Consider the following 24,406-nt stretch of genomic DNA (forward strand, 5'->3'; position numbering starts at 1 on the left):
ATTAAAATTAGTATTCGGTAATTGATTGTTAAGTTGGTTCTATTTCAAAACCTTGCTGAATTGCCTCAAGGCTCTATTTCTTTTTTAGAATTTGCTTATTCCTTCTGCTAACCAGGCTTCAAATTCAGCTACGTCTGGAGTATATCCTACAGGCTCGTTGAGTTTGTTCTCAGCAGTATCCAGTAAAACATAATAAGGCTGAGCATTGATTTTATAATTTTTAATCTGAAAATCGCTCCATTTATTACCTACGGTTAACACACGTTTTCCGGTAGTTTCACTTACATACTGTTCTGCTTCAGGTAACTCTTCTTTTAAGTCTACAAAAAGTGAAATGAGCACCACATCGTTTTGAAGTTTACCTAAAATCTGCGGTTCACCCCAAACGCGTTCTTCCATTTTACGGCAATTTACACAGGCCTTACCTGTAAAATCTAATAGCACAGGTTTGTTTTCCGCTTTCGCGATAGCCATACCGGCATCATAATCTGTAAAAGTGATCAGTTGATACGGACCATACTCTGCCTCTTTTGGTAACTCTGAAGTTATACCTCCAGAACCGCCTTGCATATACCCCACACCAAATGGTGATTCACTATAATTCATTGGCGGTGGAAAACCACTAATCAATTTAAGTGGCGCGCCCCAAAGACCAGGAATTAAATAAATGGTAAATGCCAAAACAAAAACACCCAGCACCATTCTTCCTGAAGAAATATGGTCTACAGGAGTATCATGCGAAGTTTTAATTTTACCAAATAAATATAATGCTAAAGCTCCAAAAATGGCAATCCAGATTGCTAAAAACACTTCGCGTTCTAATAAATGTGCCTGTAAAACAAGGTCTGCGTTAGATAAAAATTTAAACGCCAAAGCGAGTTCTAAGAATCCTAAAACCACTTTAACCGAATTCAACCAACCTCCAGATTTGGGTAACGAATTCATCAAACCGGGAAACAAAGCAAACAGTGCAAATGGAATTGCGATTGCCAATGAAAAGCCCAACATTCCTAAAATTGGAGCCAGACCACCTTCTGCAGCTGCTTGTACTAAAAGTGTTCCTACAATGGGCCCGGTACAACTGAAAGAAACAATTGCAAGAGCCAGAGCCATAAAGAAAATCCCGATAATACCACCGCGATCTGCCTTGCGATCTACAGCATTTGCCCAAGAATTAGGCAACATTATTTCAAAAGCGCCAAAGAATGAAATAGCAAATACCACAAGTAAAATAAAGAAAATGATATTGAACCAGACGTTTGTAGAAAGTGCATTTAAAGCATCAGCACCAAAAACACCGGTCACTATAGTTCCCAAAAGAACATAGATTACAACAATGAAAATACCATATAAAATCGCATTTCTACGACCTACAACTAAGTTTTTACTTTGTTTTGTAAAAAAGCTAACCGTCATTGGAATCATTGGGAACACACACGGAGTCAATAAAGCCAAAAACCCAGATGCAAATGCAAGAAAGAAAATCGTCCATAAATCTTGCTTTTTTTCTTGTTTTACAACTGCTGCAGCAGGTTCTATCTCAGCTACTTTCTCCTCTACTTTTTCTTGAATTTCACCAAAAGATTGAAACGCATTAAAATCGGTTAATACTTTTCCGTTTCCCTTTTTTATATCAAAAATCACGTAGCGCTCCTCATTGATACAAACCTCTTTACAAACTTGATATTTAAGTATGAGTTTAATAAAATTTATACTTTCGTCAGACACTTTAATTTTTTGAGTCAAACTCATCGCATTGCTAAAAAAGGTCTCGTCGACCTCAAAGATATCGCTGTAAACGGTCTCTGTTTCACTTTCTATGGTAGGACCTTCTAATGTGTAAGTCTCATCGGCTTTTAGATATTCTAATTCTAAGGGTAGTGAACCATCAGGATCTGTAAATTGGGAATACACGTGCCACTCCGGCTCAATTTGAGCTTTTAAAACCAGCGTATAGGTATCAGCTTCATTAGTTTCTACCTGAGCGCTCCACTGCACAGGATCAATAGAACTGTTGGAACCACCAAATCCTTGAGCATTACTGGTTAAATTGAAAAGTAAAGCACTAAAAATTAATAAATATTTAATCATATTCTGCTGTAAATTTTACAAGATTAGGGGTTGTTGAATTTATTTTATACCGGTCATCAGTGCGCTCACCAATTACCCAAATAATGTCATTTTTAGAACATAAGAGCCAAACAGCTTCTTTTTGAATTGTTGAATATTTCAGATCCTTAAAGAACTTGCTCAGTTTCTTTTTGCCTTTCATTCCGAATGGAAAAAAAGCATCACCTTCCTTCCATTTGCGTATTATTAACGGAAACTCTAACTGATTTAGATCGAAATATGCTTCGTTAGTATTGGGTCGTTTAAAATCCTGTACGCTTTCTTTTTCTAGCTTTAAATCTGGTAAGTGTAATTCGTGTTGAGTACTTGCAAATCTATAAACCGCATCCTCTTCTTTTGTATTTTCGGTTAAGATCAAGACCTCCCGATCTTTAATCAATCGATAGTTTTTTGAAATTACGTACTTTCCCGGTTGAGCATCTAGTAATTCATAAATATCGTCCCAAGCTGTAAAATCAAAATCCTTTAAAAGTTGGTATAATACCGCTTTAGTATTTGGAGTTGCTTTAAGCTGAGTAATATTGAGATCGTACCCCTTAAAAGATTGAGTTACGATTTTTGAGAATAGCAATGCGGTATAATCTTCAAGAAGATTTGCTGATTCCTGCAAATGCTGCTGACTTTTTTTAAACTGCGCTAAAAACTGTGGTGCAGCTTCTTCTAATGCCGGTATTGCGTGATGTCGCAAGTGATTCCGTAAATATTTATCAGAATTATTACTGCTGTCTTCCCGCCATTTGATGTTGTTTTCTTGCGCATATTTAGCAATTTCCTCGCGGCTAAAAGGCAATAAGGGTCTTAACACAAAATCCCCTTGAGATTCCATACCGGAGAGACCTTCTATACCGCTACCTCTACTTATATTAATGAGAAATGTCTCCAGATCATCTTTGGCATGATGCGCTGTAACAACATAATTCAATTGGTTTTCTTTACAAACTTCTTCAAACCAATTGTATCGCAATTCACGAGCAGCCATTTGCGTGGAAACCTTTTTGGCTTTAGCGAAAGCGTTGGTATCAAATTTTTGAAGATGAAATTTCACGTTTAACTTTGCCGCTAATTCTTCGACAAAAACAGCATCTGCATCGCTTTCCTTTCCGCGTAGGGAAAAATTACAATGCCCAATTTCAAAATTCCACTGTGTTTCACTGAAAAGATATGCCAACACAATACTATCTAGACCACCGCTTACAGCTAATAAGACGGGCTCGTTTTTAAGCTGAAAAAAATGGGTTTCTAAATGTTCTTTAAAAGCAGTGATCATAGGTGATGTAAACAATGCGGAGTCAATTTCCATAAAAGCCGTAAATATACAATTTTAGGCTCCAAGAGTTCACGGACTTTGAGTTGAGTTTGTAAGGCATTTAAGCTTAATAAAATAGAAATTGAGGTAAATATTTAAAATAAGTGGTTTGATAATTATTGTATTTTTAAAAACTGCCTAAAGTAACTTGAGTTACCCTCGATTTTGAATCAAGGCTGTATATTTGACCGCAAAACAAAAGCTATTGAAACGGTATTTCCCCATTTTAAGTTGGTTGCCCAACTATAAAAAAAGTTATTTATCAGGTGATATTTCTGCCGGAATAACCGTTGGGATTATGTTGATTCCACAAGGGATGGCGTATGCGATGATTGCTGGTCTTCCGCCAGTTTTCGGACTTTATGCTGCGCTTATTCCACAAGTTATTTATGCTATAATGGGTACCTCTCGCCAACTGGCAATTGGTCCAGTTGCAATGGACTCTTTATTAATTGCAAGTGGTCTGGGAGCGCTTTCTTTAACAGGAATAAACGAATACATCTCCATGGCTATATTTCTAGCCTTATTCATTGGAGTTATTCAGGTTTTGCTGGGTTTTTTAAAAATGGGCTTTTTGGTCAATTTTTTATCAAAACCTGTGATTAGCGGCTTCACCTCTGCCGCCGCCCTGATTATAGGAATTACTCAGTTAAAACATTTATTGGGCATTAGCGTAACGAGTAACAGGACCTTACAAATCATTCAGCAAACGCTTGATCAACTTGATTTAATCAATCCTGTGGCTGTTGCTGTAGGAATAAGTGGTATCCTTATTATGCTACTCGTTAAACGCATTCACAGTCAGATACCAGCTGCAATTGTTGTGGTTATTCTAGGTATTGCATTGGCCTATTTTACACCAATAACAGACTATGATTTAAAATTAGTTGGCAAAATACCAGAAGGTCTTCCTGATTTTAGAATACCAAATATTCCATGGACAAGTCTTGGTGATATTTTCACCCTTGCACTCGCAATGTCCCTAATCGCTTTTATGGAAGTTGTTTCAATAGGAAAAGCTTTAGAAGAAAAATTGAAATCTAATACTATCAATGCCAATCAAGAACTTATCGCACTGGGAACTGGGAATATATTAGGTTCATTTTTTCAATGCTATCCAACAACAGCCGGTTTTAGCCGAACAGCGGTTAATTTTCAAGCTGGTGCAAAAACGGGAGTTGCAGCTTTTATAAGTGCTTCTTTAGTAGCATTAACGTTACTTTTTTTAACTCCGGTTTTTTACTATTTACCTAATGCGATTCTGGCTTCGATTATTATGCTTGCGATACGAAGTTTAATTGATTTAAAATATCCCAAAGAACTTTGCAAAAACCAAAAGGACGAATTTGTATTACTGATGGCTACGTTTTTCATCACGCTGCTTGTAGGTATTCAAGAAGGAATTATTCTTGGCGTTTTATTCTCCTTATTATTGATGGTTTATCGAACTTCAAAACCCCATATGGCTGTTTTGGGTCAAATAAAAGGAACTACTTATTTTAAAAATATAAACCGATTTTCAACAGATATCATAGACCGAAAAGACATCCTTGTTGTTCGTTTTGATGCGCAATTATTCTTCGGAAATAAAGATTATTTCTACAAACAGCTTAAACGCCACATAAAAGCTAAAGGCTATGATCTCAAAACTATAATCATCAATGCTGAAGCCATAAATTATATAGACAGCAGTGCCATTTATATCTTAAAATTCCTCATTTTAGAATTACGCCAACGAGAATTAACCCTTATGATTGCTGCTGCAACCGGCCCTACACGGGATATTTTGTTTAAAACCGGCGTTGTAGATCTTCTGGGGGCAGAGAATTTATTTGTTCGTGTTGTGGAAGCCGTAGAATATGTAGAAGGTGTGCATCCCAGAACAGAAATTGAAGATCGCGTTTCTCGCCAGAAATATTAATTAATTAAATTTATATGTACCGGCTAATATAGCAAACCGATGCGGTTTGTTACCTTCTATTTCACCTTCGGTATAATTCCATTTTAAACCAATTGTAAAGTGCTTTTTTGCAAAAAATACTCCGACATGACTGTTGAGAATACTGGGATTTACTAAATCACGCGGCACTACTTTTTCGCCGTACGCATTCGCATTTTCTATGGTAGCATTAAATGCTGAAAAATTCATATTAAAACCGGCTTCCATAAAAATCTCTGTGGCTCCGTTACCTAAAAGGCTTTGCTGACGTGCTACGGATTTTGATATGGCTTCAAATTTACCAAACCTAAAATATATGCCCGGTTCTATAAAGGTGAAAATAGTTCCCGCTGAAGCACGGGCCATTCCGTAGACATTTAGCCATTTTTCAGTAAAAATATCACAAGCATAATTGGCTCTTAAATTGAATCCGAATTGATTTGGAATTTGCTGATCCCACTGATCTACAAAATTATCTTTTGAGAAATATTCGTGAATAAAATTCTGTATTTCTCCCGCCTGCACTGCCGGCCCCAGAATTCCCAAGTCTATTTTCAACTGAAGAAAAGAACGTTTAAAACCATAGTTGGTTGCAAAATCTAAATACCCCCAACCGGCATAGGGCTGTCTGGTTTTTACAATCTGATACGTACGTGCATAATCTGGTGTGTAGGCTTGTATGTGCGCACCTATACTGTGACTTAAAGCTTCTTTTTCTGAAAAGAGTTTAGAAATAAAATTTTCAGATTGGGGTCTCCATCCCATTGCTAAGTGAATCCCATAAGTATAATGCCAGTCTGTACGTGTCCCGAAAATGGTAAAGTCGTTATCGTGACCTAAAACCATCTCATAACGGTAAGTAGGCTCGGCTTGCGCTTGTAGTTTCAAGAAGCAAAAGCTTAAAAATAAAAAGACTAGAAAAGTCTGCTTTTTCATTACTGCAAGCTAAGTTGTTTTAGAAAATTGCACAAAAGCAATTTTAGAAATATACATTTATCTTCTTTTTAAAAATTGAAATCTTGAGCAATATCATCTATTTGCTTGATTTACTTATTGCGTTTAGCAACAAACCGATGCATACAATTCGTAATTTTATACAAAGAAAATCGACCTATTCAACGTGGATAAATATTTAAAAATTATACAAGATTCGTTTTCCGGATATTTTAATTATCTGGTTGATGAGATTCGAAATCCGGGATGGACCAACTACTTCTATTGGCTCTTAGGTTTGTCGTTGTTGGTTTTTATTTTTGAGATCGTAATCCCGTGGCGACAGAAACAGCCCATTTTTAGAAAAGGCTTCTGGTTAGATGCTTTTTATATGATTTTTAATTTCTTCTTGTTTTCACTCATTGGTTACAACGCATTGTCTAATTTGGGAGTTGAACTTTTTAATGACTTTCTCAGACTCTTTGGAATCAGTAATCTTGTGGCTCTTGAGATTCAGAATTTCCCGGTTTGGGCACAGTTACTGGTTATGTTTATAATAGCCGACTTTATACAGTGGAATGTGCACCGCATGCTACACAGAATTCCCTGGTTGTGGAAATTTCACCAAGTGCACCACAGCGTAAAGCAAATGGGATTTGCGGCGCAGTTCCGGTTTCATTTTGTAGAAACTTTGGTTTATAAAAGCGCACAATACATTCCGCTTGCAATGATAGGTTTTGGTATCGAGCAATTTTTTGTTGTCCATATGTTTTCGGTACTTATAGGACATTTAAATCATGCTAATCTTGATTGGAGTTACGGCCCCTTCGGTTATCTATTCAACAATCCGCGTATGCATATTTGGCATCATGCCAAAGAATTACCACCAGAACATAAATACGGGATGAATTTTGGTTTGAGCCTGAGCATCTGGGATTATCTTTTTGGTACTGCTTATATTCCGCAGAGCGGAAAAAACATAGAAATAGGTTTTGATGGTGACGAAAGCTTTCCTGAAGATTTTACCGGACAAATCACGTATCCTTTTAAAGGGCATTCTAAGAAGTAATTTAAGATATTTCAGAAAACTAAATTTTATTGTAAGCCATTTTATATTAAAATACTTAACCTTCAATTTTCATTTTAAAATGAAAGACATTTAACAAACTTTCCTTTTGAATAAAGGGCTTAACACCGATTTGGATTGTATTTTTATAGTTATAAATCCCATACAAAATGGATGTAGAACTACTTGCCCGAATACAGTTTGCCTTTACCATTGCATTTCATTATATCTACCCTCCTTTAAGCATCGGCATCGGCCTTTTGATGGTTGTTTTTGAAAGTCTATACATAAAGACTAAAAAAGAAGATTATCACATACTCGCTAAATTCTGGACTAAAATATTCGCGCTTACTTTTGGTATTGGTGTGGTTACTGGTATTGTTATGGAATTTGAATTTGGTACCAACTGGGCCACTTATTCGCGCTATGTGGGTGACGTTTTTGGAAGCGCACTTGCTGCTGAAGGTATTTTTGCTTTTGCGCTGGAAAGTGGGTTTTTAGGAGTCTTATTATTTGGATGGAATCGCGTAAAGCCGTGGGTACATCTCGTTTCTACAATTGGTGTTTTTCTGGGTTCTATGTTTTCTGCAATATGGATTGTGGTTGCTAACAGTTGGCAGCAAACCCCGGCCGGCTATCACATCGTAGGCGAAGGTCTTATGGCTCGAGCAGAAATCACAGATTTTTGGGCTATGGTTTTCAACCCTTCTAGCGTTGAACGTATTTCGCACGTTTGGTTAGGAGCTTTCTTAGCAGGTACTTTCTTAATTCTTAGTGTTCACGCTTATTATATTTTAAAAGGGCGTTATGTGGCAATTTCTAAAAAGGCTTTTAAGATTACGCTTGTTGTTGCAACGCTTGCTTCATTGGCTCAACTTGTTGCCGGTCATGCTTCTGCAGACGGCGTTGCTGAAAATCAACCGGCAAAACTAGCTGCATTAGAAGGACATTTTGAAAAAGAAGCTGCTGCAGATCTATATCTTTTTGGCTGGGTAGATAAAGAAAAGCAAGAAGTTACGGGTCTCGCTATTCCCGGAGGACTCTCATTTATGTTAGATCAAAATTTTGAAACTCCGGTTACTGGTTTGAATGCCTTTCCAGAAGATGAGCGCCCTTCACAGCTTAATGCGGTCTTTCAGTTTTATCACATTATGATTGCGATAGGTATGTTTTTAATAGCTATAACCTTAATGGGTTCCTATTTGCTTTTCAAGAAAAAACTATTTGATAAAAAATGGTTACTTTGGGTATTTGTTTTCACAGCATTATTACCACAAATCGCTAATCAAGTAGGTTGGTTTGCTGCTGAAATGGGCAGGCAGCCTTGGGTTGTATATGGACTCTTACGCACAGACGAGGCATTCTCTCAGGCGGTTTCTGCTAATCAGATTCTGTTTTCGTTGATCTTATTTATGGCTGTTTACACCTTATTGTTTATACTTTTCGTTTACCTACTGAATAAGAAAATAAAACACGGCCCGTATGAGGAAGCTGCAGACGATGACGGAAATGATGACCGTCCCTTAACCAAAGAAATTTCAGAGGTTGTTACCGGCTAATACACAAATTATGGAAACAGTTTTAGGTATAGATTATCCCACTTGGTGGTTTTTAGTAATAGGTGGTTTGTTTTCGGGCTACGCCATTTTAGATGGTTTTGACTTTGGTGCCGGAGCCTGGCATTTATTCTTTAGAAAAGAACTTAGCAGACGTATTGCGCTTAACGCCGTAGGACCAGTTTGGGATGGTAACGAAGTTTGGTTAGTTATTGGCGGCGGCGCTCTTTTTGCCGGCTTCCCTATTATGTATGCAACATTATTTTCTTCGATGTATATTCCGTTTATGCTCTTTTTAATCTTTATCATTTTTAGAGCAATTGCTATAGAATTCCGCGGAAAAGAAAAAATGTTATGGTGGCGCAAACTCTGGGATATTTGTTATAGCATTTCGAGCATAATGCTTGCTTTTCTGCTGGGTGTGGTTCTTGGTAATGTTTTGCAAGGCATCGCTATTGGTGAAAATTTTCAATACCAAGGAGCCGGCTTTTTTGAATTTTTAAATCCGTATGCAATAATGACCGGTATAACTACACTGGCTCTGTTTATGGCACACGGAGCTATTTATTTGCTCCTTAAAACCGAAGGACGTCTTTTTGCTAAACTCACTTTTTTACTCAAAAAAGGAATGATCTTTTTTATGGTGAGCTTTGCTATTACTACACTATACACACTGCTTTATATTCCGCATTTATCTGATGATTTTAAAAGTAATCCGGTGCTTTTTGCAGTACCGGTTCTAACATTTATGGCTATAGCTAATGTACCCCGACTGGCGAATAAAAAGAACTATAAACTGGCATTTTTCTTTTCCTCTTTGACCATCAGCCTGCTTTTGGTCCTTGTTGCTGTTGAATTATATCCTAATCTGTTATTCTCAACTGTAGATCCTAAATATAGTCTTGATGTTTACGAAGCGGCTTCCTCAGAACGCTCGTTGGGAATTATGCTTCTCTTTGTCGCTATTGGTGGACCATTAGTACTGGGCTACACCTTTTTTGTCTATCGAACCTTTAGAGGAAAAGTTAAACTGGATGATCATAGTTATTAGTTTAGGTTTGCAACAAATTAAAACAGTCTCTAATGAAATTCAATAAAAAAACAGCACAATACTTTTTAAGAAAGCCTGCTTAGGGAGTATTGAGGAAGGATTTGAAAAGTATATTTCAGTAGATTTTATTCATCATAATCAGTATTTTGAATGGGCTCGGCAAGCATTTTTGAATGCGATATAGGAAGATCACGAAAAAAATATTGCCATAGAAATCAAATCCTGTTTTAGTAAGGTAGATAAGTGATTACACATTCTTTAGTTACTAAACAATCTATGCAAATAACAGTAGTGCATCTTTTCAAATATTCAGAACTCAAAAATTGTTGAATTATGAGATTTGACACAAATCATTGAAAAAGATTCCCCTAACAAAAGCGGACTCTTTTAAGCGAATCATTTATTGTTTTCTCTCTAAAAAACGAGTCCTTCCAAAAGCTAAATCACTCTTCTTTTAATTATGTAACACGTGTTACGTAAAGTTACTACAAGTTTACGGTTCTTTGTACGACCTAAAAATTAATCAATAAGCAAACCCTAAATTCCTAGTTATGAATTGGATTTACGATCCTTGGCCTTGGTATGTTGCCGGCCCATTAATTGCGTTTACAATGTTTATCCTGCTTTATGCAGGTAAACAATTCGGAATGTCTTCTAACTTGAGAACCTTGTGCTCTGTATCTGGTGCAGGCAAAGCTGCAGACTTTTTTAAATTCAATTGGAAAAAAGAACGTTGGAATCTCACCGTGATGATAGGTGCCCTAGTTGGCGGATTTATCGCCTCGCAATACCTCTCTAACAATACAGTTGAAATCGCATCAGATGTAGTTAAAAAACTAAATTCTTATGGAATCAACAGCGCCGGAAAGGCTTATTTACCTGCGGAACTTTTTAGTTTAGAAGCACTATCCAATTCTAAGAATCTTGCAATTCTTTTAATCGGTGGATTTCTGGTAGGTTTTGGAGCGCGTTACGCAGGTGGTTGTACTTCAGGTCACGCCATATCAGGTTTGAGCAACCTTCAGTTACCTTCACTTATTGCTGTAATTGGCTTTTTTACCGGTGGACTGCTGATGATTCATCTTATTTTCCCTTTAATTTTCGCGTAATGAAAACTCTCGTTTATTTAGTTATAGGCATTTTCTTCGGTATCCTCATGTATAAATCTGAAGCCGCTTCGTGGTTTCGAATTTTTGAAATGTTTGAGTTTGGAGCTTTCCATATGTATGGTATTATAGGCTCTGCTCTGGCACTTGGTATTATTGGTGTACAGATTATAAAACGATTCAATATCAAGGCTGTTGACGGTCAGGATATGCATTTAAAACCAAAGAATAAAGGTATTGCTCGCTATGCTATTGGCGGAGTACTTTTTGGCTTAGGTTGGGCGTTGGCAGGTGCCTGCCCCGGACCAATGTATGTACTTTCCGGTGCAGGTTATGTTTCGATACTTGTTGTGATTTTTGGTGCATTGGTAGGCACTTTCGTTTACGGATTGCTCAAACATAAACTTCCGCACTAGCAAAATTCTTTAGTATTTCGATATCTATAAAGAGGCTTTTCACAAGAATAGTAGATGACTTTCTAATTCTTAAGAAAGGACCTCTTTTTAAACACTAGATTAAACTTCTAAATCTTTATTTCAAAATAAGGCTGATCGCTTTTAACCGTGTTTATCGCTTAAGTTTCCTATTTTTGCCGAAAAGTGAGCTTATGCTAATTATAGGAATTGCTGGTGGTACTGGTAGCGGCAAAACAACCGTTGTTAATCAAATTGTGCAAGAATTACCCGAAGGTGAAGTGACTGTTATCTCGCAGGATTCTTACTACCGCGATACGTCACACCTTAGTTATGATGAGCGGGTTAAAATTAATTTTGACCATCCTAAATCTATAGATTTTGAATTGCTGTGCAAGCATCTCGAACAATTAAGAAACGGGAAAACAATAGAACAACCTGTATATTCTTTTGTAAAACACAACCGCACCAGTGATAAAGTAATTACGCATCCACGAAAGGTAGTGATCGTAGAAGGTATTTTGATTCTCACACATCCTGAAATCAGGGAGTTGTTTGACATCAAAATCTTTGTTCACGCAGATTCAGATGAGCGACTTATACGTCGTTTAAAACGTGATATAGCAGAACGCGGCCGGGATTTGGAAGAAGTTTTGACGCGATACCAGACCACGTTGAAGCCCATGCATCAACAGTTTATAGAGCCTACTAAAGAATATGCAGATATTATCATACCTTATAACCGATACAACAACGTCGCCATAGATATCGTTCGCAGTATTATAAATCAACGTTTGGTTTAACCTTAACACCTTTCTTGTGTCTGTATTAAAAAAACTCCGTCAGAAAAAGTGGTTCCGTATTTTGGGAAATAAATACGTGCTTATTTTGGTGATCTTCACGGTTTGGATGGTCTTTTTTGATACCAACTCGTGGTTTATACATAAAGAACTTAACGATGAGATTGATAAACTAGAAGGAAATCGTGCGTATTTTAAAGAAGAAATTAAATCTGATCGAAACCAGATCAATAAGCTTAAAGATTCTGAAGAACTGGAGCGTTTTGCGCGTGAAGAGTATTTGATGAAAAAAGAGAACGAAGAAATTTTTATCATAGAATTTGAAGACAGCATAAAAACAGATAAAGATGGGTAAACATTTATTTTCTGAATTTCAACCAGTTTCAGCTAAAGCTTTTAAGCAAAAGATACAATACGATCTTGAAGGCTTAGACTATAATAAAACGCTGCTCTGGAATGCTCCTGAAGGAATACATATAAAACCCTTTTACCACAGCGAAGACACTACTCCATTCTCTATCGCTGATCAACCCATAAGCTGGAATATTGTTGAAGAGATTTTTATTCTAGATTCTAAAGTTTCTGCTGATACCGCAGCAATCGCATTATCTAAAGGTGCGGAATCGCTTCTTTTTAAAGCTGATAAAAAGTTTAATGTAGACGAATTGGTTAATAATCTCCCACAGGAAGAGTTGCTAATCTATTTCAATTTTAGTTTTCTGGATGCTGATTTTTTAATCGAATTGGGCCAAAAATTAAAAACCAAAAATCATACAGCCTTTTTCAATACAGATATCGTAGAAAATCTGGCACGATCAGGAAACTGGTTTACTAACCAAAAAACTGATTTTCAAACCTTGGAAACAGTTTTTTTAGACGCGGAAAACGATAACGTTATAGGTATTGATTTAACAGGCTACCACAATGCCGGTGCCAATACAATTCAGCAATTAGCTTACGCATTAGCACACGTCAATGAATATTTCAATTACTTTGGTGACTATTTAAAAACTCAGAAGATCAGTTTTAAAGTGGCGGTGGGTTCTAATTTTTTCTTTGAAATTGCAAAGCTTAGAGCACTTCGGTTACTATTTGCTACGCTTGCAGAGGCCTATGACTTATCCTCAAACTGCCACATTCTTGCTGTTTCCGCTTTGCGAAATAAAACACTTTACGACTACAATACCAATCTCTTGCGCACCACTACTGAAGCAATGAGCGCCATACTGGGCGGTGCCGATAGTATTTGCAATCTGGCTTATGATGCGATTTATCACAAAACAAATGAATTTGGCCAGCGAATCGCGCGTAATCAATTACTTATTTTAAAACACGAAAGTTATTTTGATCAGGTGGCTAATCCCGCTGATGGGACGTATTATATTGAAGAATTAACACAGCAATTTTCAGAGAAAGCACTCAGTCTTTTTAAAGAAATCGAAGCCGGTGGTGGTTTTATAACCCAACTTGTAGAAGGAAAAATTCAGAAGAAAATCAAAGAATCTGCTGCTAAAGAACAAGAAGCTTTTGATTCTGGAAAAAAGAACGTGATAGGTAGCAATATCTATCAGAATACTGAGGATAGAATGAAAAATGAACTTGAGATTTTTCCATTTCTGAAAATAAACCCACGTAAAACTTTAATAGAACCTATTATACCAAAACGATTAACAGAAGCATTAGAACAAAAACTACTGAAGGATGAGTAGAAAAAACCTGCAACATCTTAGCCTTAAAAAATCGATTAGCAAAGAATCGATTGATACTACTGTGACGAGTACTGCAGAAGAAATACTTATTAAAAAGAAATATTCTGAGGCTGATCTGGCTGATCTTGAACATCTAGATTTTGCAGCCGGAATTCCTCCCTATTTACGTGGACCATATAGCACGATGTATGTGCGCAAACCCTGGACTATTAGACAGTATGCCGGTTTTTCTACCGCTGAAGAAAGCAATGCTTTTTACAGACGCAATCTAAAAGCAGGTCAAAAAGGACTTTCAGTTGCATTTGATCTGGCCACACATCGCGGGTATGACAGCGACCACGAGCGCGTAGAAGGTGATGTAGGTAAAGCCGGTGTCGCTATAGATTCGGTTGAAGATATGAAGGTCTTGTTTGATCAGATCCCGTTAGATAAAATGAGCGTCTCAATGACAATGAATGGCGCTGTGTTGCCCATTATGGCATTTTATATTGTCGCTGCAGAAGAACAAGGCGTAAAATTAGAACACCTGCAAGGCACTATTCAAAATGATATTTTGAAGGAATTTATGGTAAGGAATACTTACATCTATCCGCCAAGTCCTTCTATGCGTATCATTTCAGATATTTTTGAATTTACGGTTAAGCAAATGCCTAAGTTCAATTCGATTTCAATTTCGGGGTATCATATGCAAGAAGCCGGTGCTACTTGTGATATTGAGTTAGCATATACCCTCGCAGACGGTTTAGAATATCTACGTACCGGAATCAAGGCCGGGATGGATGTAGATAAATTTGCTCCGCGTCTTTCTTTTTTCTGGGGAATCGGGATGAATCACTTTATGGAAATTGCAAAAATGCGTGCCGCACGTATGCTTTGGGCAAAAATCGTAAAGCAATTCAATCCTAAAAATCAAAAATCGCTTTCACTTCGCACACACTGTCAAACCAGCGGCTGGTCTCTTACCGAGCAAGATCCGTTTAACAATGTTGCGCGCACTACTATTGAAGCTGCAGCAGCAGTTTTTGGCGGAACACAAAGTTTACACACCAATGCTTTAGACGAAGCAATTGCTTTGCCTACAGATTTCTCAGCACGCATTGCTCGTAACACCCAACTCTATTTACAAAAAGAAACCGAAATCACACGAACAGTTGACCCGTGGGCTGGTAGTTTTTATGTGGAAAGCTTAACTCAGGAAATTGCTGAGAAAGCTTGGAAACATATTGAAGAGATTGAGGAGCTGGGCGGAATGACCAAAGCCATTGAAAAAGGAATTCCAAAACTTCGAATTGAAGAAGCTGCTGCTCGCAAACAAGCCCGCATTGATAGTGGTAAAGATTTGATTATTGGCGTTAATAAGTATCAATTAGAACAAGAAGATGAACTTACTACACTTGAGGTTGATAATGATGCAGTACGCGCATCTCAACTACAGCGACTCGAAAAACTAAAATCCTCTCGAAGTTCTGAAAAGGTTACAAATGCTTTAAATTATTTAACGCAATGTGCTAAAAGCGGAAGCAGTAATTTGCTAACTTTAGCTATAACCGCTGCCCGAGAACGAGCTACTTTAGGCGAAATATCAGACGCTTTGGAAAAAACTTTTGGTAGACATAAAGCACAAATTAAATCATTTAGTGGCGTGTACCGTAAAGAGATAAAAACAGATTCCACTTTCGCAAAAGCGCAAGAACTGGCAGACCTTTTTGCAAAGCTAGAAGGTCGCAGACCACGTATTATGATAGCAAAAATGGGTCAGGACGGTCACGATCGCGGTGCCAGAGTTGTGGCAACGGGTTATGCAGATGTTGGTTTTGATGTAGATATTGGGCCGTTGTTTCAGACGCCTAAAGAGGTGGCTAAGCAAGCTGTGGAAAATGATGTACACATTCTGGGAATTTCTTCACTTGCCGGGGGACATAAAACACTGGTACCACAAGTTATTCAAGAATTAAAAGCACTCGACCGCGAAGATATAATGGTGATTGTAGGTGGTGTCGTGCCACGTAAGGATTATGAGTTTTTATTTGAAGCCGGAGCAGTTGCCGTTTTTGGTCCCGGGTCAAAAATCAGTGAGGCTGCGATTTCTATTTTAGAGATTTTGTTGAAGACGTTTGAATAGATTTTTATTTTAAATGTTATAAATACATATATTATGCTGTGAATTAAGATTCTATAAAGCAGAAATTTTCTAATTTTCTTTTTTAACAAATTCATCAATCATGAAAATTAGTATTTACAGCTTAACCTTCTTCGTTTTTTTATTCGTTTCCAACTTTTGTAATGCTCAGGAAAATGTGAGGGTTATTGATAATCCGGATTATGAAGTAACCACCAGCGGAATTACGTACATCCAACGTATAGAAACCTCCCCTGAAGAAACCCGCGTCACCATGCATTCTAAATTTATCCCTGGTTGGTGGATTAATTTTACAAAAGACACCTATTTACGGGATGCGGCTACAGATAAAAAATACATGATCAAAGAGGTGATAGATGCCGAATTTGATGAAAAACTCTGGACACCAGATTCCGGAGAACAATTCACCGAGCTCATTTTTGAACCACTCCCCGCTTCTACTCAAACGATTGATTATGTAAATGCTGAAAGTACTGTATTTGGTGTTTCACTTACTCAAAGCATTTCCGAAACTAAAAAAGAAGCCCCGTTAGATGTGATGAACTGGATTGAGGAAGAGGTTTCTGAATCGGATCCTGCATTAGAAAGTTTCGATTCTGACAATTTTTTCCATCGAAAAATGGGGCGTATTGTGGGTTATATTAAAGGCTACGACCCCAGACTGAGTTTTGATACCGGAATGATTTATATCGGAAACGAGCTCACAAGGGAAGAATATCCCACCGTTGTAGAAATTGCGCCTGATGGACGATTTGAAACCGAAATACCTTTGGTTCAACCCTTAGAAACCTATTTGGTCATTAATGACGAAGGTTTTACCTTTTATCTGGAACCCGGTACTACTCTGGGTCTTATTTTAGACTGGAAAGAGTTTTTGCTTGCAGACCGTTATCGCGACCGCCGCTACGAATTTGAAAGTATTGAATATCATGGGCCGCTAGCTAAAATGAACCGGGAATTAAATGCATTTTCTCCCCTACGCCCTGATTACCGAGAAGAATTTCAAAAATGGGTAGGCACCCTTGCTCCTCTAGATTTTCAATCTAAAATCCTTAATCTATATACTCAAAATGAAGCCAAACTAAACACATTCTTATCTGAAAATAGCATCTCCAAAAAAGCGGAGGATTTTCACCGAGCCCATATTAAGCTAATCGCCAGTACTGATATGTTTAATTACGTAGATCGCAGGGATTATTTGAAAAAGAAAGATACTACCCATGCAATTCTTAAACTCGAAGTGCCCGATTCCTATTATGAGAGCATGCAGACCTTATTACCAGTAAATGAACCTGCTGCTTTAGCTACAAATCAGTATAGCACCCTAATAAACAGGCTTGAATATGCTGATCCATTAATGGAAGTAGAACGCAATGTGAAAAGGCCAGAATCTCGGAAACAGGAAATAACACTTGAAGAATATTTTGAAGAAGAAGGAATTGTTTTAGAAGATAAGTATAAAAATTTTTTAAAACCAAATGACAAAAAATCGAAGCTTGATTCTTTGGAGCGAATAAAGTTGGCAAAAGAATTCAATGAAAAATATAAGACAGAATCACAAGCATACTTTAAAAAATATGTAGAAGCCCCGCCCAAGGACAAAGCGCAAGTGGTATTGGATAAATGGAAGCAAAAAGACAGTTTGCTGATCCATTTCTTTGGTGTTGAAAAGGGTCTAGCCAGTGACATTATTAAAGTGCGTAGTCTTAAATTTTTCTTTGATTTTTGGGGAAAAGAAACTTCAGAGTTGGTTTGGGCCAGCCTTAAAGAAAATATGGGTAACCCATTTTTAAAAGCTGAAGGACAACGGATTTATGAACAGACGTATCCTCAAGTATCCGATAACGAAATGATTATAGATGGAGATATTCCTATAGCCGAAACTTTTAAAGAAAATACTCTTATACTTCCTGAAGGGAAAGGCACTACGGCCTTCCGCAACATCACAGACCCATTTAAAGGTAAAATTCTCTTTATTGATTTTTGGGCAACATGGTGCGGTCCCTGCATAGGTACTATTGAAAGAATGAAGGAAACCCGTAGAAAATATAAAGACAACCCTGATTTTGAGTTTATTTTTATTACAGATGAAAGTAGTAAATCTCCTAAATATGAGGATTTTATTAAAGAACAAGAACTGGAACACGTGTATCGAGTAGATCAGAGTACCTATCAGCGCTTTAGAGATTTATTCAGTTTTAATGGAATTCCTCAATATATCGTTCTGGATAAAGCAGGCAATGTGGTAGATGCAGATTTTGCAATGCATAGCTTTGATTTTGAACTACCAAAAATCCTCAAGAAGTATAAGTAGTTTAGAAAATATAATTAGTAGATTCGATCATTGTGAAAACTTGTACATTTAAAAAAAGCAATTAAGTACCACTAAAATGAACTATACCCATAAAATGCTATGCGATGATGCGCTAAAAGGAAAAACCATTGTAGTAACCGGAGGCGGAAGCGGTCTGGGAAAATCTATGACCAAATACTTTCTCGAACTGGGCGCTAACGTTGCCATAACTTCGCGCGATCTTGATAAATTAAAAAATACTGCTCAGGAACTTGAGGAAGAAACCGGAGGCAACTGTTTTGCCGTTCAATGCGATGTACGCCATTACGAGCAGGTTGAGACCATGAGAGATGCGGTTATTGAGAAATTTGGCAGTATTGATGTTCTGCTAAATAACGCCGCAGGCAACTTCATCTCTCCTACTGAGCGCCTTTCAGCAAATGCTTTTGATGTGGTTATTGATATTGTTTTGAAGGGAAGTAAAAACTGTACGCTTGCTTTTGGTAAACACTGGATAGATCAAAGCCAAAAAAATAAAACCATTCTCAATATTGTCACCACATATGCGTGGACGGGTTCTGCATATGTTGTTCCCAGTGCAACGGCAAAAGCCGGAGTATTGGCAATGACGCGTTCACTGGCAGTAGAATGGGCAAAATACGGAATACGCTCTAATGCCATTGCACCGGGTCCCTTCCCTACTAAAGGCGCTTGGGAACGATTACTTCCTGGGGATTTAGCAGAAAAATTTGATCTTTCTAAAAAAGTACCCTTGCGTCGTGTAGGTGATCATCAGGAGTTAGCAAATCTTGCTGCATACTTGGTTTCAGACTTTTCTGCATATGTGAATGGTGAAGTAGTCACTATTGATGGTGGAGAATGGTTAGAAGGTGCTGGGCAATTCAATTTACTTAAAGATATTCCTGAAGAATTATGGGACCAGTTGGAAGCTATGGTAAAAGCTAAACGAAATAAGTAAGAGTGTATCTTTTCAAAACGTTATTCTAATATAGATACCTAAATTTATAAAACTGTGATTTCTTAAAATTGATGTTTTTTTCTTAGGCTTAACTACTTCAAACTTTAAGAAGTAAAAATAATTCACTGAAAAAGCGATAATTATAGTTATATAAAATATTTCGCATCAAAATATCTCTTATAACTAAGCACAAACTTTTAGAATATCACAGTAAAAGTTAATAGAACATTCTAAAGCTGTTAACAAAAAGCATTTTTATTGCGGGTTATATATTGTATTTTCGCACTTCAATTTTCACATTTCCTATGGGTAAAATAATTGCAATTGCTAATCAAAAAGGAGGAGTTGGTAAAACGACAACCTCTGTAAACCTTGCTGCCTCTTTAGGCGTTTTAGAGAAAAAAGTACTTCTGATTGATGCAGACCCACAGGCTAACGCCACATCGGGTCTGGGGATTGATGTAGAAACCATAGAGCTGGGAACTTACCAATTATTAGAACACTCCAGCAAAGCTGAAGAAACTATTATTAAAACAGATTCTCCTAATCTGGATTTGATTCCTGCTCACATTGACTTGGTTGCTATTGAGATTGAACTCGTAGATATGGAGCAACGTGAATATATGATGGCAAAAGCAATACGCCATCTTAAAGATTCTTACGACTATATTCTTATAGACTGTGCACCATCACTGGGCTTATTAACGCTTAACGCGCTAACAGCTTCAGATTCTGTAATCATTCCGATACAGTGTGAATATTTTGCATTAGAAGGTTTGGGAAAACTTTTGAATACTATAAAAAGTGTACAGAAGATTCACAATCAGATTTTAGATATTGAAGGATTGTTGCTGACTATGTTTGATTCTCGTTTACGCCTTTCTAATCAGGTGGTTGATGAAGTTCAAAAGCATTTTAATGAGATGGTTTTTGAAACTATTATACAGCGTAACGTTCGCTTGAGCGAAGCCCCAAGTTATGGTGAAAGCATAATTAATTACGATGCCGGCAGTAAAGGTGCAGCAAATTACTTAAGTTTAGCACAGGAGATAATCACAAAAAATGACGCATAACGATGGCTAAAGCAGTAAGAAAACAAGCCCTAGGACGCGGTCTTTCTGCATTATTGAAAGACCCTGACAATGATATTAAGACTGCCGAAGATAAAGGTGCAGACAAGGTTGTAGGCAACATAGTTGAGTTAGAACTTAATAACATAGAGGTCAATCCTTTTCAGCCAAGAAGTAGCTTTAACGAAGATGCTTTAAAAGAATTAGCCTCATCAATACGCGAATTAGGTGTTATACAACCTATTACCGTTCGTAAAGTTGATTTTGATAAATATCAGTTGGTTTCCGGGGAGCGCCGTTTTAGAGCTTCTAAACTTGTTGGTCTAGAAACCATCCCTGCATATATACGTATTGCAAACGATCAAGAGTCATTAGAGATGGCTCTTGTTGAAAATATTCAGCGGGAAGATCTTGACCCTATTGAAATTGCACTTTCATACGAACGTTTAATTGAAGAAATAAATCTTACTCAAGAACAAATGAGTGAGCGCGTAGGTAAAAACAGATCTACCATCGCAAATTATCTGAGACTTCTAAAGCTAGATCCTATTATTCAGACCGGCATGCGTGACGGTTTTTTATCTATGGGGCATGGTAGAGCTTTAATAAATATCGAGAGTACTTCTGATCAATTAGATATTTATGAGAAGATTTTAGAAAACTCTCTATCAGTTCGTGCTACCGAAGCATTAGTAAAAAACTATAAAGAAGGTAAAAGTGTTAGTAAATCTACACCTACAAAAAGTAAAACTCCGGAATATATTGAAAATGCAAAAAAAGAATTTGCCTCTTATTTTGGCGCTAAAGTAGATGTGAAAATTGCTAATAAAGGCAATGGAAAACTAATTATTCCGTTTTCATCAGAAGAAGACTTTAAGCGACTTAAAAAACTAATCTCTGGTGCCAAATAAATTCCTGCTACTTTCATTCCTATTTCTTTATTCGTTCAGCCATGCTCAGGAAACCGAGCCAGTTGCTCCTAAAATAGAGGCCGAAGAAATAGACGAAGCTTTTCAAGAATATGAACCTTTAAGACCTGCTAAAGCAGCTTTTTACTCTGCTGTCTTCCCGGGACTGGGGCAAGCTTATAATAAAGATTACTGGAAAATGCCCATCGTATATGGTGCTATAGGTACTGGAGTAGGCATCGCTATTTACAATCACGACCTCTTTCAAAAATACCGTACGGCTTATAAAGATCGTATTGCTGGTAGAATTGACGAGTTTACAATTATTGCTGATGATGGTACGGTAACACAAACCTTTACAGAAGATCAATTAATTCGTGCTCAGGATTTTTATAGAAGAAATAAAGAACTTTCAATATTAATTACCGCAGGAATCTATGTTTTGCAGATTATAGAAGCGAATGTAGACGCCCACCTTTCTCAATATGAAGTTGAAGATCGCTTGAGCTTCTCTCCTTTTATGGAGCGTAACACTTTTGATTATAATAACACCTTTGGGATGCGGTTAACCTATACTTTTTAGATTATGAAAATTGCCCTTCTTGGTTATGGCCGTATGGGAAAAACCATAGAAAAACTAGCTACAGAGCGTGGTCATAAAATAGTTAAAACTATTGATCAAAATGATGATTATGATTTTAATGGAGCAGAAGTAGCGATAGATTTTAGTGTACCTGACGCTGCTTTAAATAATATTTCTGCTTGTTTAAAAGCTGGTGTTCCAATAGTTTCTGGAACTACAGGTTGGTTGGGTAAGTACGACGATATGGTTTCGCTATGCGAAAAAAATAAAGGAGCATTTATCTATGCTTCTAACTTTAGTGTAGGTGTCAATATCTTTTTTGAGCTAAATAAACAACTTGCCAAAATGATGCAACATCTCAAAGATTACAACGTATCTATGACTGAAATACATCACATTCATAAATTAGATGCACCTAGCGGTACCGCAATAACTTTAGCTGAAGGAATCTTAGATCACTCTAACAAAACAGACTGGATTCTTGATAAAGAGGAAACTGATAAAATTACCATCAAAGCTGAGCGTGAAGGTGAAGTTCCCGGTACGCACACAATAAAATATGAAAGTCAGGTTGATGAAGTTACTATAGAGCATAAAGCGCATAATCGTAATGGTTTTGCTTTAGGCGCAATTATAGCGGCAGAATGGTTAAAAGACAAAACCGGAGTTTATAGCATGAAAGATGTTTTAAATTTATCGTAACAAAATTTAAAATCATTAACTAATACAACATTAAAACGCAGTGGTTTCTGATATCTAAGAGACTTGCACATAAACAAAAAGACCGATGACACTAATGCAATGGTTCATATTTTTTTTGGCTTTACAGGTAATTCATTTTTTGGGAACCTGGAAACTTTATAAAAAAGCCGGAAGACAAGCCTGGGAAGCTCTTATTCCCGTTTATAATGCAGTAATTCTTATGAAGATCATAGGTCGCCCTTGGTGGTGGACTATATTACTGTTTATACCTATTGTCAACCTGATTATGTTTCCGGTTATTTGGGTAGAAACTGCTCGTAGTTTTGGTAAGAATACAACAACAGATACTGTTCTCGTTATTGTAACATTAGGTTTTTATCTGTTCTACCTAAATTATGTAGAGAATGTAACCTACAAAACCGAACGCTCTTTGGTTCCTAAGAGTGCTTCAGGAGAATGGGTAAGCTCTATCTTATTTGCAGTTGTTGCTGCTACCATTGTGCACACTTATGTGATGCAGCCCTTTACAATACCTACGGGCTCATTAGAACGTACGCTACTTATAGGAGATTTTCTTTTTGTGAGTAAATTTCATTATGGGGCTCGTACACCTATGACAACGGTAAGTTTTCCTATGGTTCACGATACGATTCCCGGAATTGGAATTAAATCATATTTAGACAAGCCACAACTCCCCTACTTCAGACTTCCCGGTTTTCAGGATGTTAAGCGTAGTGACATTGTGGTTTTTAGTTGGCCGGTAGATACGGTTAACCGGTTTTATGGTATGGATGATGGTAAGTATTACCACAAGCCCATTGATAAAAAATCTAATTATGTTAAACGCGCCGTGGGATTACCGGGTGATAGTTTAAAAGTTGTTGGTGGTAAAGTTTTTGTAAATAATGAACCTCTCGAATTAACAGATCGTGCTCAACTGCAATACAGCTATCAAGGTACCGCTAAAGGTGGTGGTTTTAATGCTAAAAATCTATACGATCAGTATAAAATCACTGATTTGAAATTCTATAATCCAACGCAGTTTTATACGCAAGCCATAAGTGATGAAAATGCTGAACGTTTTAGAAATCATCCTAATGTTGCTTCATTAGAAAAAATGATTGCAACTCCGGACCAGAAAGATGCTTCTATTTTTCCTAAAGGAAATGCGAGCTTAGGGAACCGCGATCAGATTGCTTCAGTCTATATTCCTAAAAAAGGAGCTACAACTACTATTTCCACAGAAAATTTACCCCTTTATAAACGCTTGATTGAGATTTATGAAGGTGAAGAAATGGGTGAGCCTAGAGAATTAAGTGTGTCAGGAAATCAGGTATTACTGAATGGTCAACCTATTACTGAATATACTTTTAAACAAGATTATTATTGGATGATGGGTGATAACCGTCACAATAGTGAGGATAGCCGTTTCTGGGGATTTGTACCTGAAAATCATGTTGTAGGTAAACCGGTATTTATCTGGTTTAGCTGGGATGGTAATGGGAAAGGTATTATGGAAAAAATACGCTGGGAACGCTTGTTTACTACTGTAGGTGGTGACGGCAAACCAGTTTCATATTTCTTATACTTTATAATTGCTTTAGTAGGATATTTTGTGATTTCAAAAGTCATAAAAAACAAGAAGGCCAAATCCTAATAGCTAATTAAACAACACTAAAAAGCATCAATTCCTCAGGTTTTGATGCTTTTCTTTTTTAATAT

The 24,406-nt window shown here is 37.1% G+C and carries 20 protein-coding genes; 17 read left to right on the top strand and 3 right to left on the bottom strand.

What is annotated here, in order from left to right:
• Positions 1-84: 84 nt before the first annotated feature.
• Together BUB91_RS03780 and tilS are read right to left on the bottom strand one after the other, a co-directional pair.
• Positions 85-2,091, bottom strand: coding sequence for a protein-disulfide reductase DsbD family protein (locus tag BUB91_RS03780; protein ID WP_073097239.1), 2,007 nt, complete (start codon positions 2,089-2,091; stop codon positions 85-87).
• Entirely contained in the window at positions 2,084-3,430 is a 1,347-nt protein-coding gene (gene tilS, locus BUB91_RS03785; protein ID WP_241652565.1) for a tRNA lysidine(34) synthetase TilS, read from the bottom strand. The genes BUB91_RS03780 and tilS overlap by 8 nt, the downstream gene beginning before the upstream one ends.
• Before the next feature lie 211 nt (positions 3,431-3,641).
• On the opposite strand from tilS, the gene BUB91_RS03790 reads away from it, so the two are divergent.
• On the top strand, positions 3,642-5,357 hold the full coding sequence (locus tag BUB91_RS03790) for a SulP family inorganic anion transporter (protein ID WP_073097241.1): 1,716 nt from the start codon (positions 3,642-3,644) through the stop codon (positions 5,355-5,357).
• Here the strand turns inward: BUB91_RS03790 and BUB91_RS03795 are convergent, their stop codons facing one another.
• On the bottom strand, positions 5,358-6,311 hold the full coding sequence (locus BUB91_RS03795; RefSeq protein ID WP_073097243.1) for a lipid A-modifier LpxR family protein: 954 nt from the start codon (positions 6,309-6,311) through the stop codon (positions 5,358-5,360). It abuts the gene before it with no gap.
• A gap of 184 nt (positions 6,312-6,495) precedes the next feature.
• Here BUB91_RS03795 and BUB91_RS03800 point away from each other — a divergent pair, with 184 nt between their 5' ends.
• The 16 genes from BUB91_RS03800 to lepB all read left to right on the top strand — a co-directional run bounded on the left by BUB91_RS03800 (position 6,496) and on the right by lepB (position 24,341).
• Positions 6,496-7,377, top strand: a complete 882-nt coding sequence (locus tag BUB91_RS03800) for a sterol desaturase family protein (protein ID WP_073097245.1) — start codon at positions 6,496-6,498, stop codon at positions 7,375-7,377.
• A 167-nt stretch (positions 7,378-7,544) separates the two neighbouring features.
• Entirely contained in the window at positions 7,545-8,933 is a 1,389-nt protein-coding gene (locus tag BUB91_RS03805) for a cytochrome ubiquinol oxidase subunit I (protein WP_073097247.1), read from the top strand.
• A gap of 10 nt (positions 8,934-8,943) precedes the next feature.
• The gene (gene cydB / locus BUB91_RS03810) at positions 8,944-9,981 is read left to right on the top strand and encodes a cytochrome d ubiquinol oxidase subunit II (protein WP_073097249.1); all 1,038 of its coding nucleotides are present in this window, start codon (positions 8,944-8,946) and stop codon (positions 9,979-9,981) included.
• 551 nt (positions 9,982-10,532) lie between these two features.
• Complete coding sequence (locus BUB91_RS03815; protein ID WP_073097251.1) at positions 10,533-11,090, top strand: YeeE/YedE family protein; 558 nt, start codon at positions 10,533-10,535, stop codon at positions 11,088-11,090.
• Positions 11,090-11,503, top strand: a complete 414-nt coding sequence (locus BUB91_RS03820) for a DUF6691 family protein (protein WP_073097253.1) — start codon at positions 11,090-11,092, stop codon at positions 11,501-11,503. The genes BUB91_RS03815 and BUB91_RS03820 overlap by 1 nt, the downstream gene beginning before the upstream one ends.
• Before the next feature lie 191 nt (positions 11,504-11,694).
• Positions 11,695-12,303: a uridine kinase gene (gene udk, locus BUB91_RS03825; RefSeq protein WP_073097256.1), complete on the top strand. Its 609-nt coding sequence runs from the start codon at positions 11,695-11,697 to the stop codon at positions 12,301-12,303.
• Between the two features lie 16 nt (positions 12,304-12,319).
• Positions 12,320-12,655 carry an FtsB family cell division protein gene (locus tag BUB91_RS03830; RefSeq protein ID WP_262490524.1) on the top strand — a complete coding sequence of 112 codons (336 nt, stop codon included), beginning with the start codon at positions 12,320-12,322 and terminating at the stop codon, positions 12,653-12,655.
• Positions 12,648-14,009, top strand: coding sequence for a methylmalonyl-CoA mutase subunit beta (locus BUB91_RS03835; protein ID WP_073097260.1), 1,362 nt, complete (start codon positions 12,648-12,650; stop codon positions 14,007-14,009). Before BUB91_RS03830 ends, BUB91_RS03835 begins: the two co-directional genes overlap by 8 nt.
• On the top strand, positions 14,002-16,131 hold the full coding sequence (gene scpA, locus BUB91_RS03840) for a methylmalonyl-CoA mutase (RefSeq protein ID WP_073097262.1): 2,130 nt from the start codon (positions 14,002-14,004) through the stop codon (positions 16,129-16,131). The genes BUB91_RS03835 and scpA overlap by 8 nt, the downstream gene beginning before the upstream one ends.
• 100 nt (positions 16,132-16,231) lie before the next feature.
• Positions 16,232-18,463 (top strand): TlpA family protein disulfide reductase, encoded by a 2,232-nt coding sequence (locus tag BUB91_RS03845; protein ID WP_073097264.1) that lies wholly within the window; start codon positions 16,232-16,234, stop codon positions 18,461-18,463.
• 76 nt (positions 18,464-18,539) lie between these two features.
• Positions 18,540-19,421, top strand: a complete 882-nt coding sequence (locus BUB91_RS03850) for an SDR family oxidoreductase (protein ID WP_073097266.1) — start codon at positions 18,540-18,542, stop codon at positions 19,419-19,421.
• Positions 19,422-19,726: 305 nt separating this feature from the next.
• A complete protein-coding gene (locus BUB91_RS03855) occupies positions 19,727-20,494 on the top strand; it encodes a ParA family protein (protein WP_073097715.1) in 768 nt (255 codons plus the stop codon).
• A 2-nt stretch (positions 20,495-20,496) separates the two neighbouring features.
• Positions 20,497-21,402: a ParB/RepB/Spo0J family partition protein gene (locus BUB91_RS03860; protein ID WP_073097268.1), complete on the top strand. Its 906-nt coding sequence runs from the start codon at positions 20,497-20,499 to the stop codon at positions 21,400-21,402.
• Complete coding sequence (locus tag BUB91_RS03865) at positions 21,392-21,982, top strand: DUF5683 domain-containing protein (RefSeq protein WP_073097270.1); 591 nt, start codon at positions 21,392-21,394, stop codon at positions 21,980-21,982. Before BUB91_RS03860 ends, BUB91_RS03865 begins: the two co-directional genes overlap by 11 nt.
• Before the next feature lie 3 nt (positions 21,983-21,985).
• Complete coding sequence (gene dapB, locus BUB91_RS03870; RefSeq protein WP_073097272.1) at positions 21,986-22,684, top strand: 4-hydroxy-tetrahydrodipicolinate reductase; 699 nt, start codon at positions 21,986-21,988, stop codon at positions 22,682-22,684.
• An 85-nt stretch (positions 22,685-22,769) separates the two neighbouring features.
• A complete protein-coding gene (gene lepB / locus BUB91_RS03875; RefSeq protein WP_073097274.1) occupies positions 22,770-24,341 on the top strand; it encodes a signal peptidase I in 1,572 nt (523 codons plus the stop codon).
• Positions 24,342-24,406: the final 65 nt, after the last annotated feature.

The sequence above is a fragment of the Leeuwenhoekiella marinoflava DSM 3653 genome (genome assembly GCF_900129005.1).
Classification (GTDB): Bacteria; Bacteroidota; Bacteroidia; order Flavobacteriales; family Flavobacteriaceae; genus Leeuwenhoekiella; species Leeuwenhoekiella marinoflava.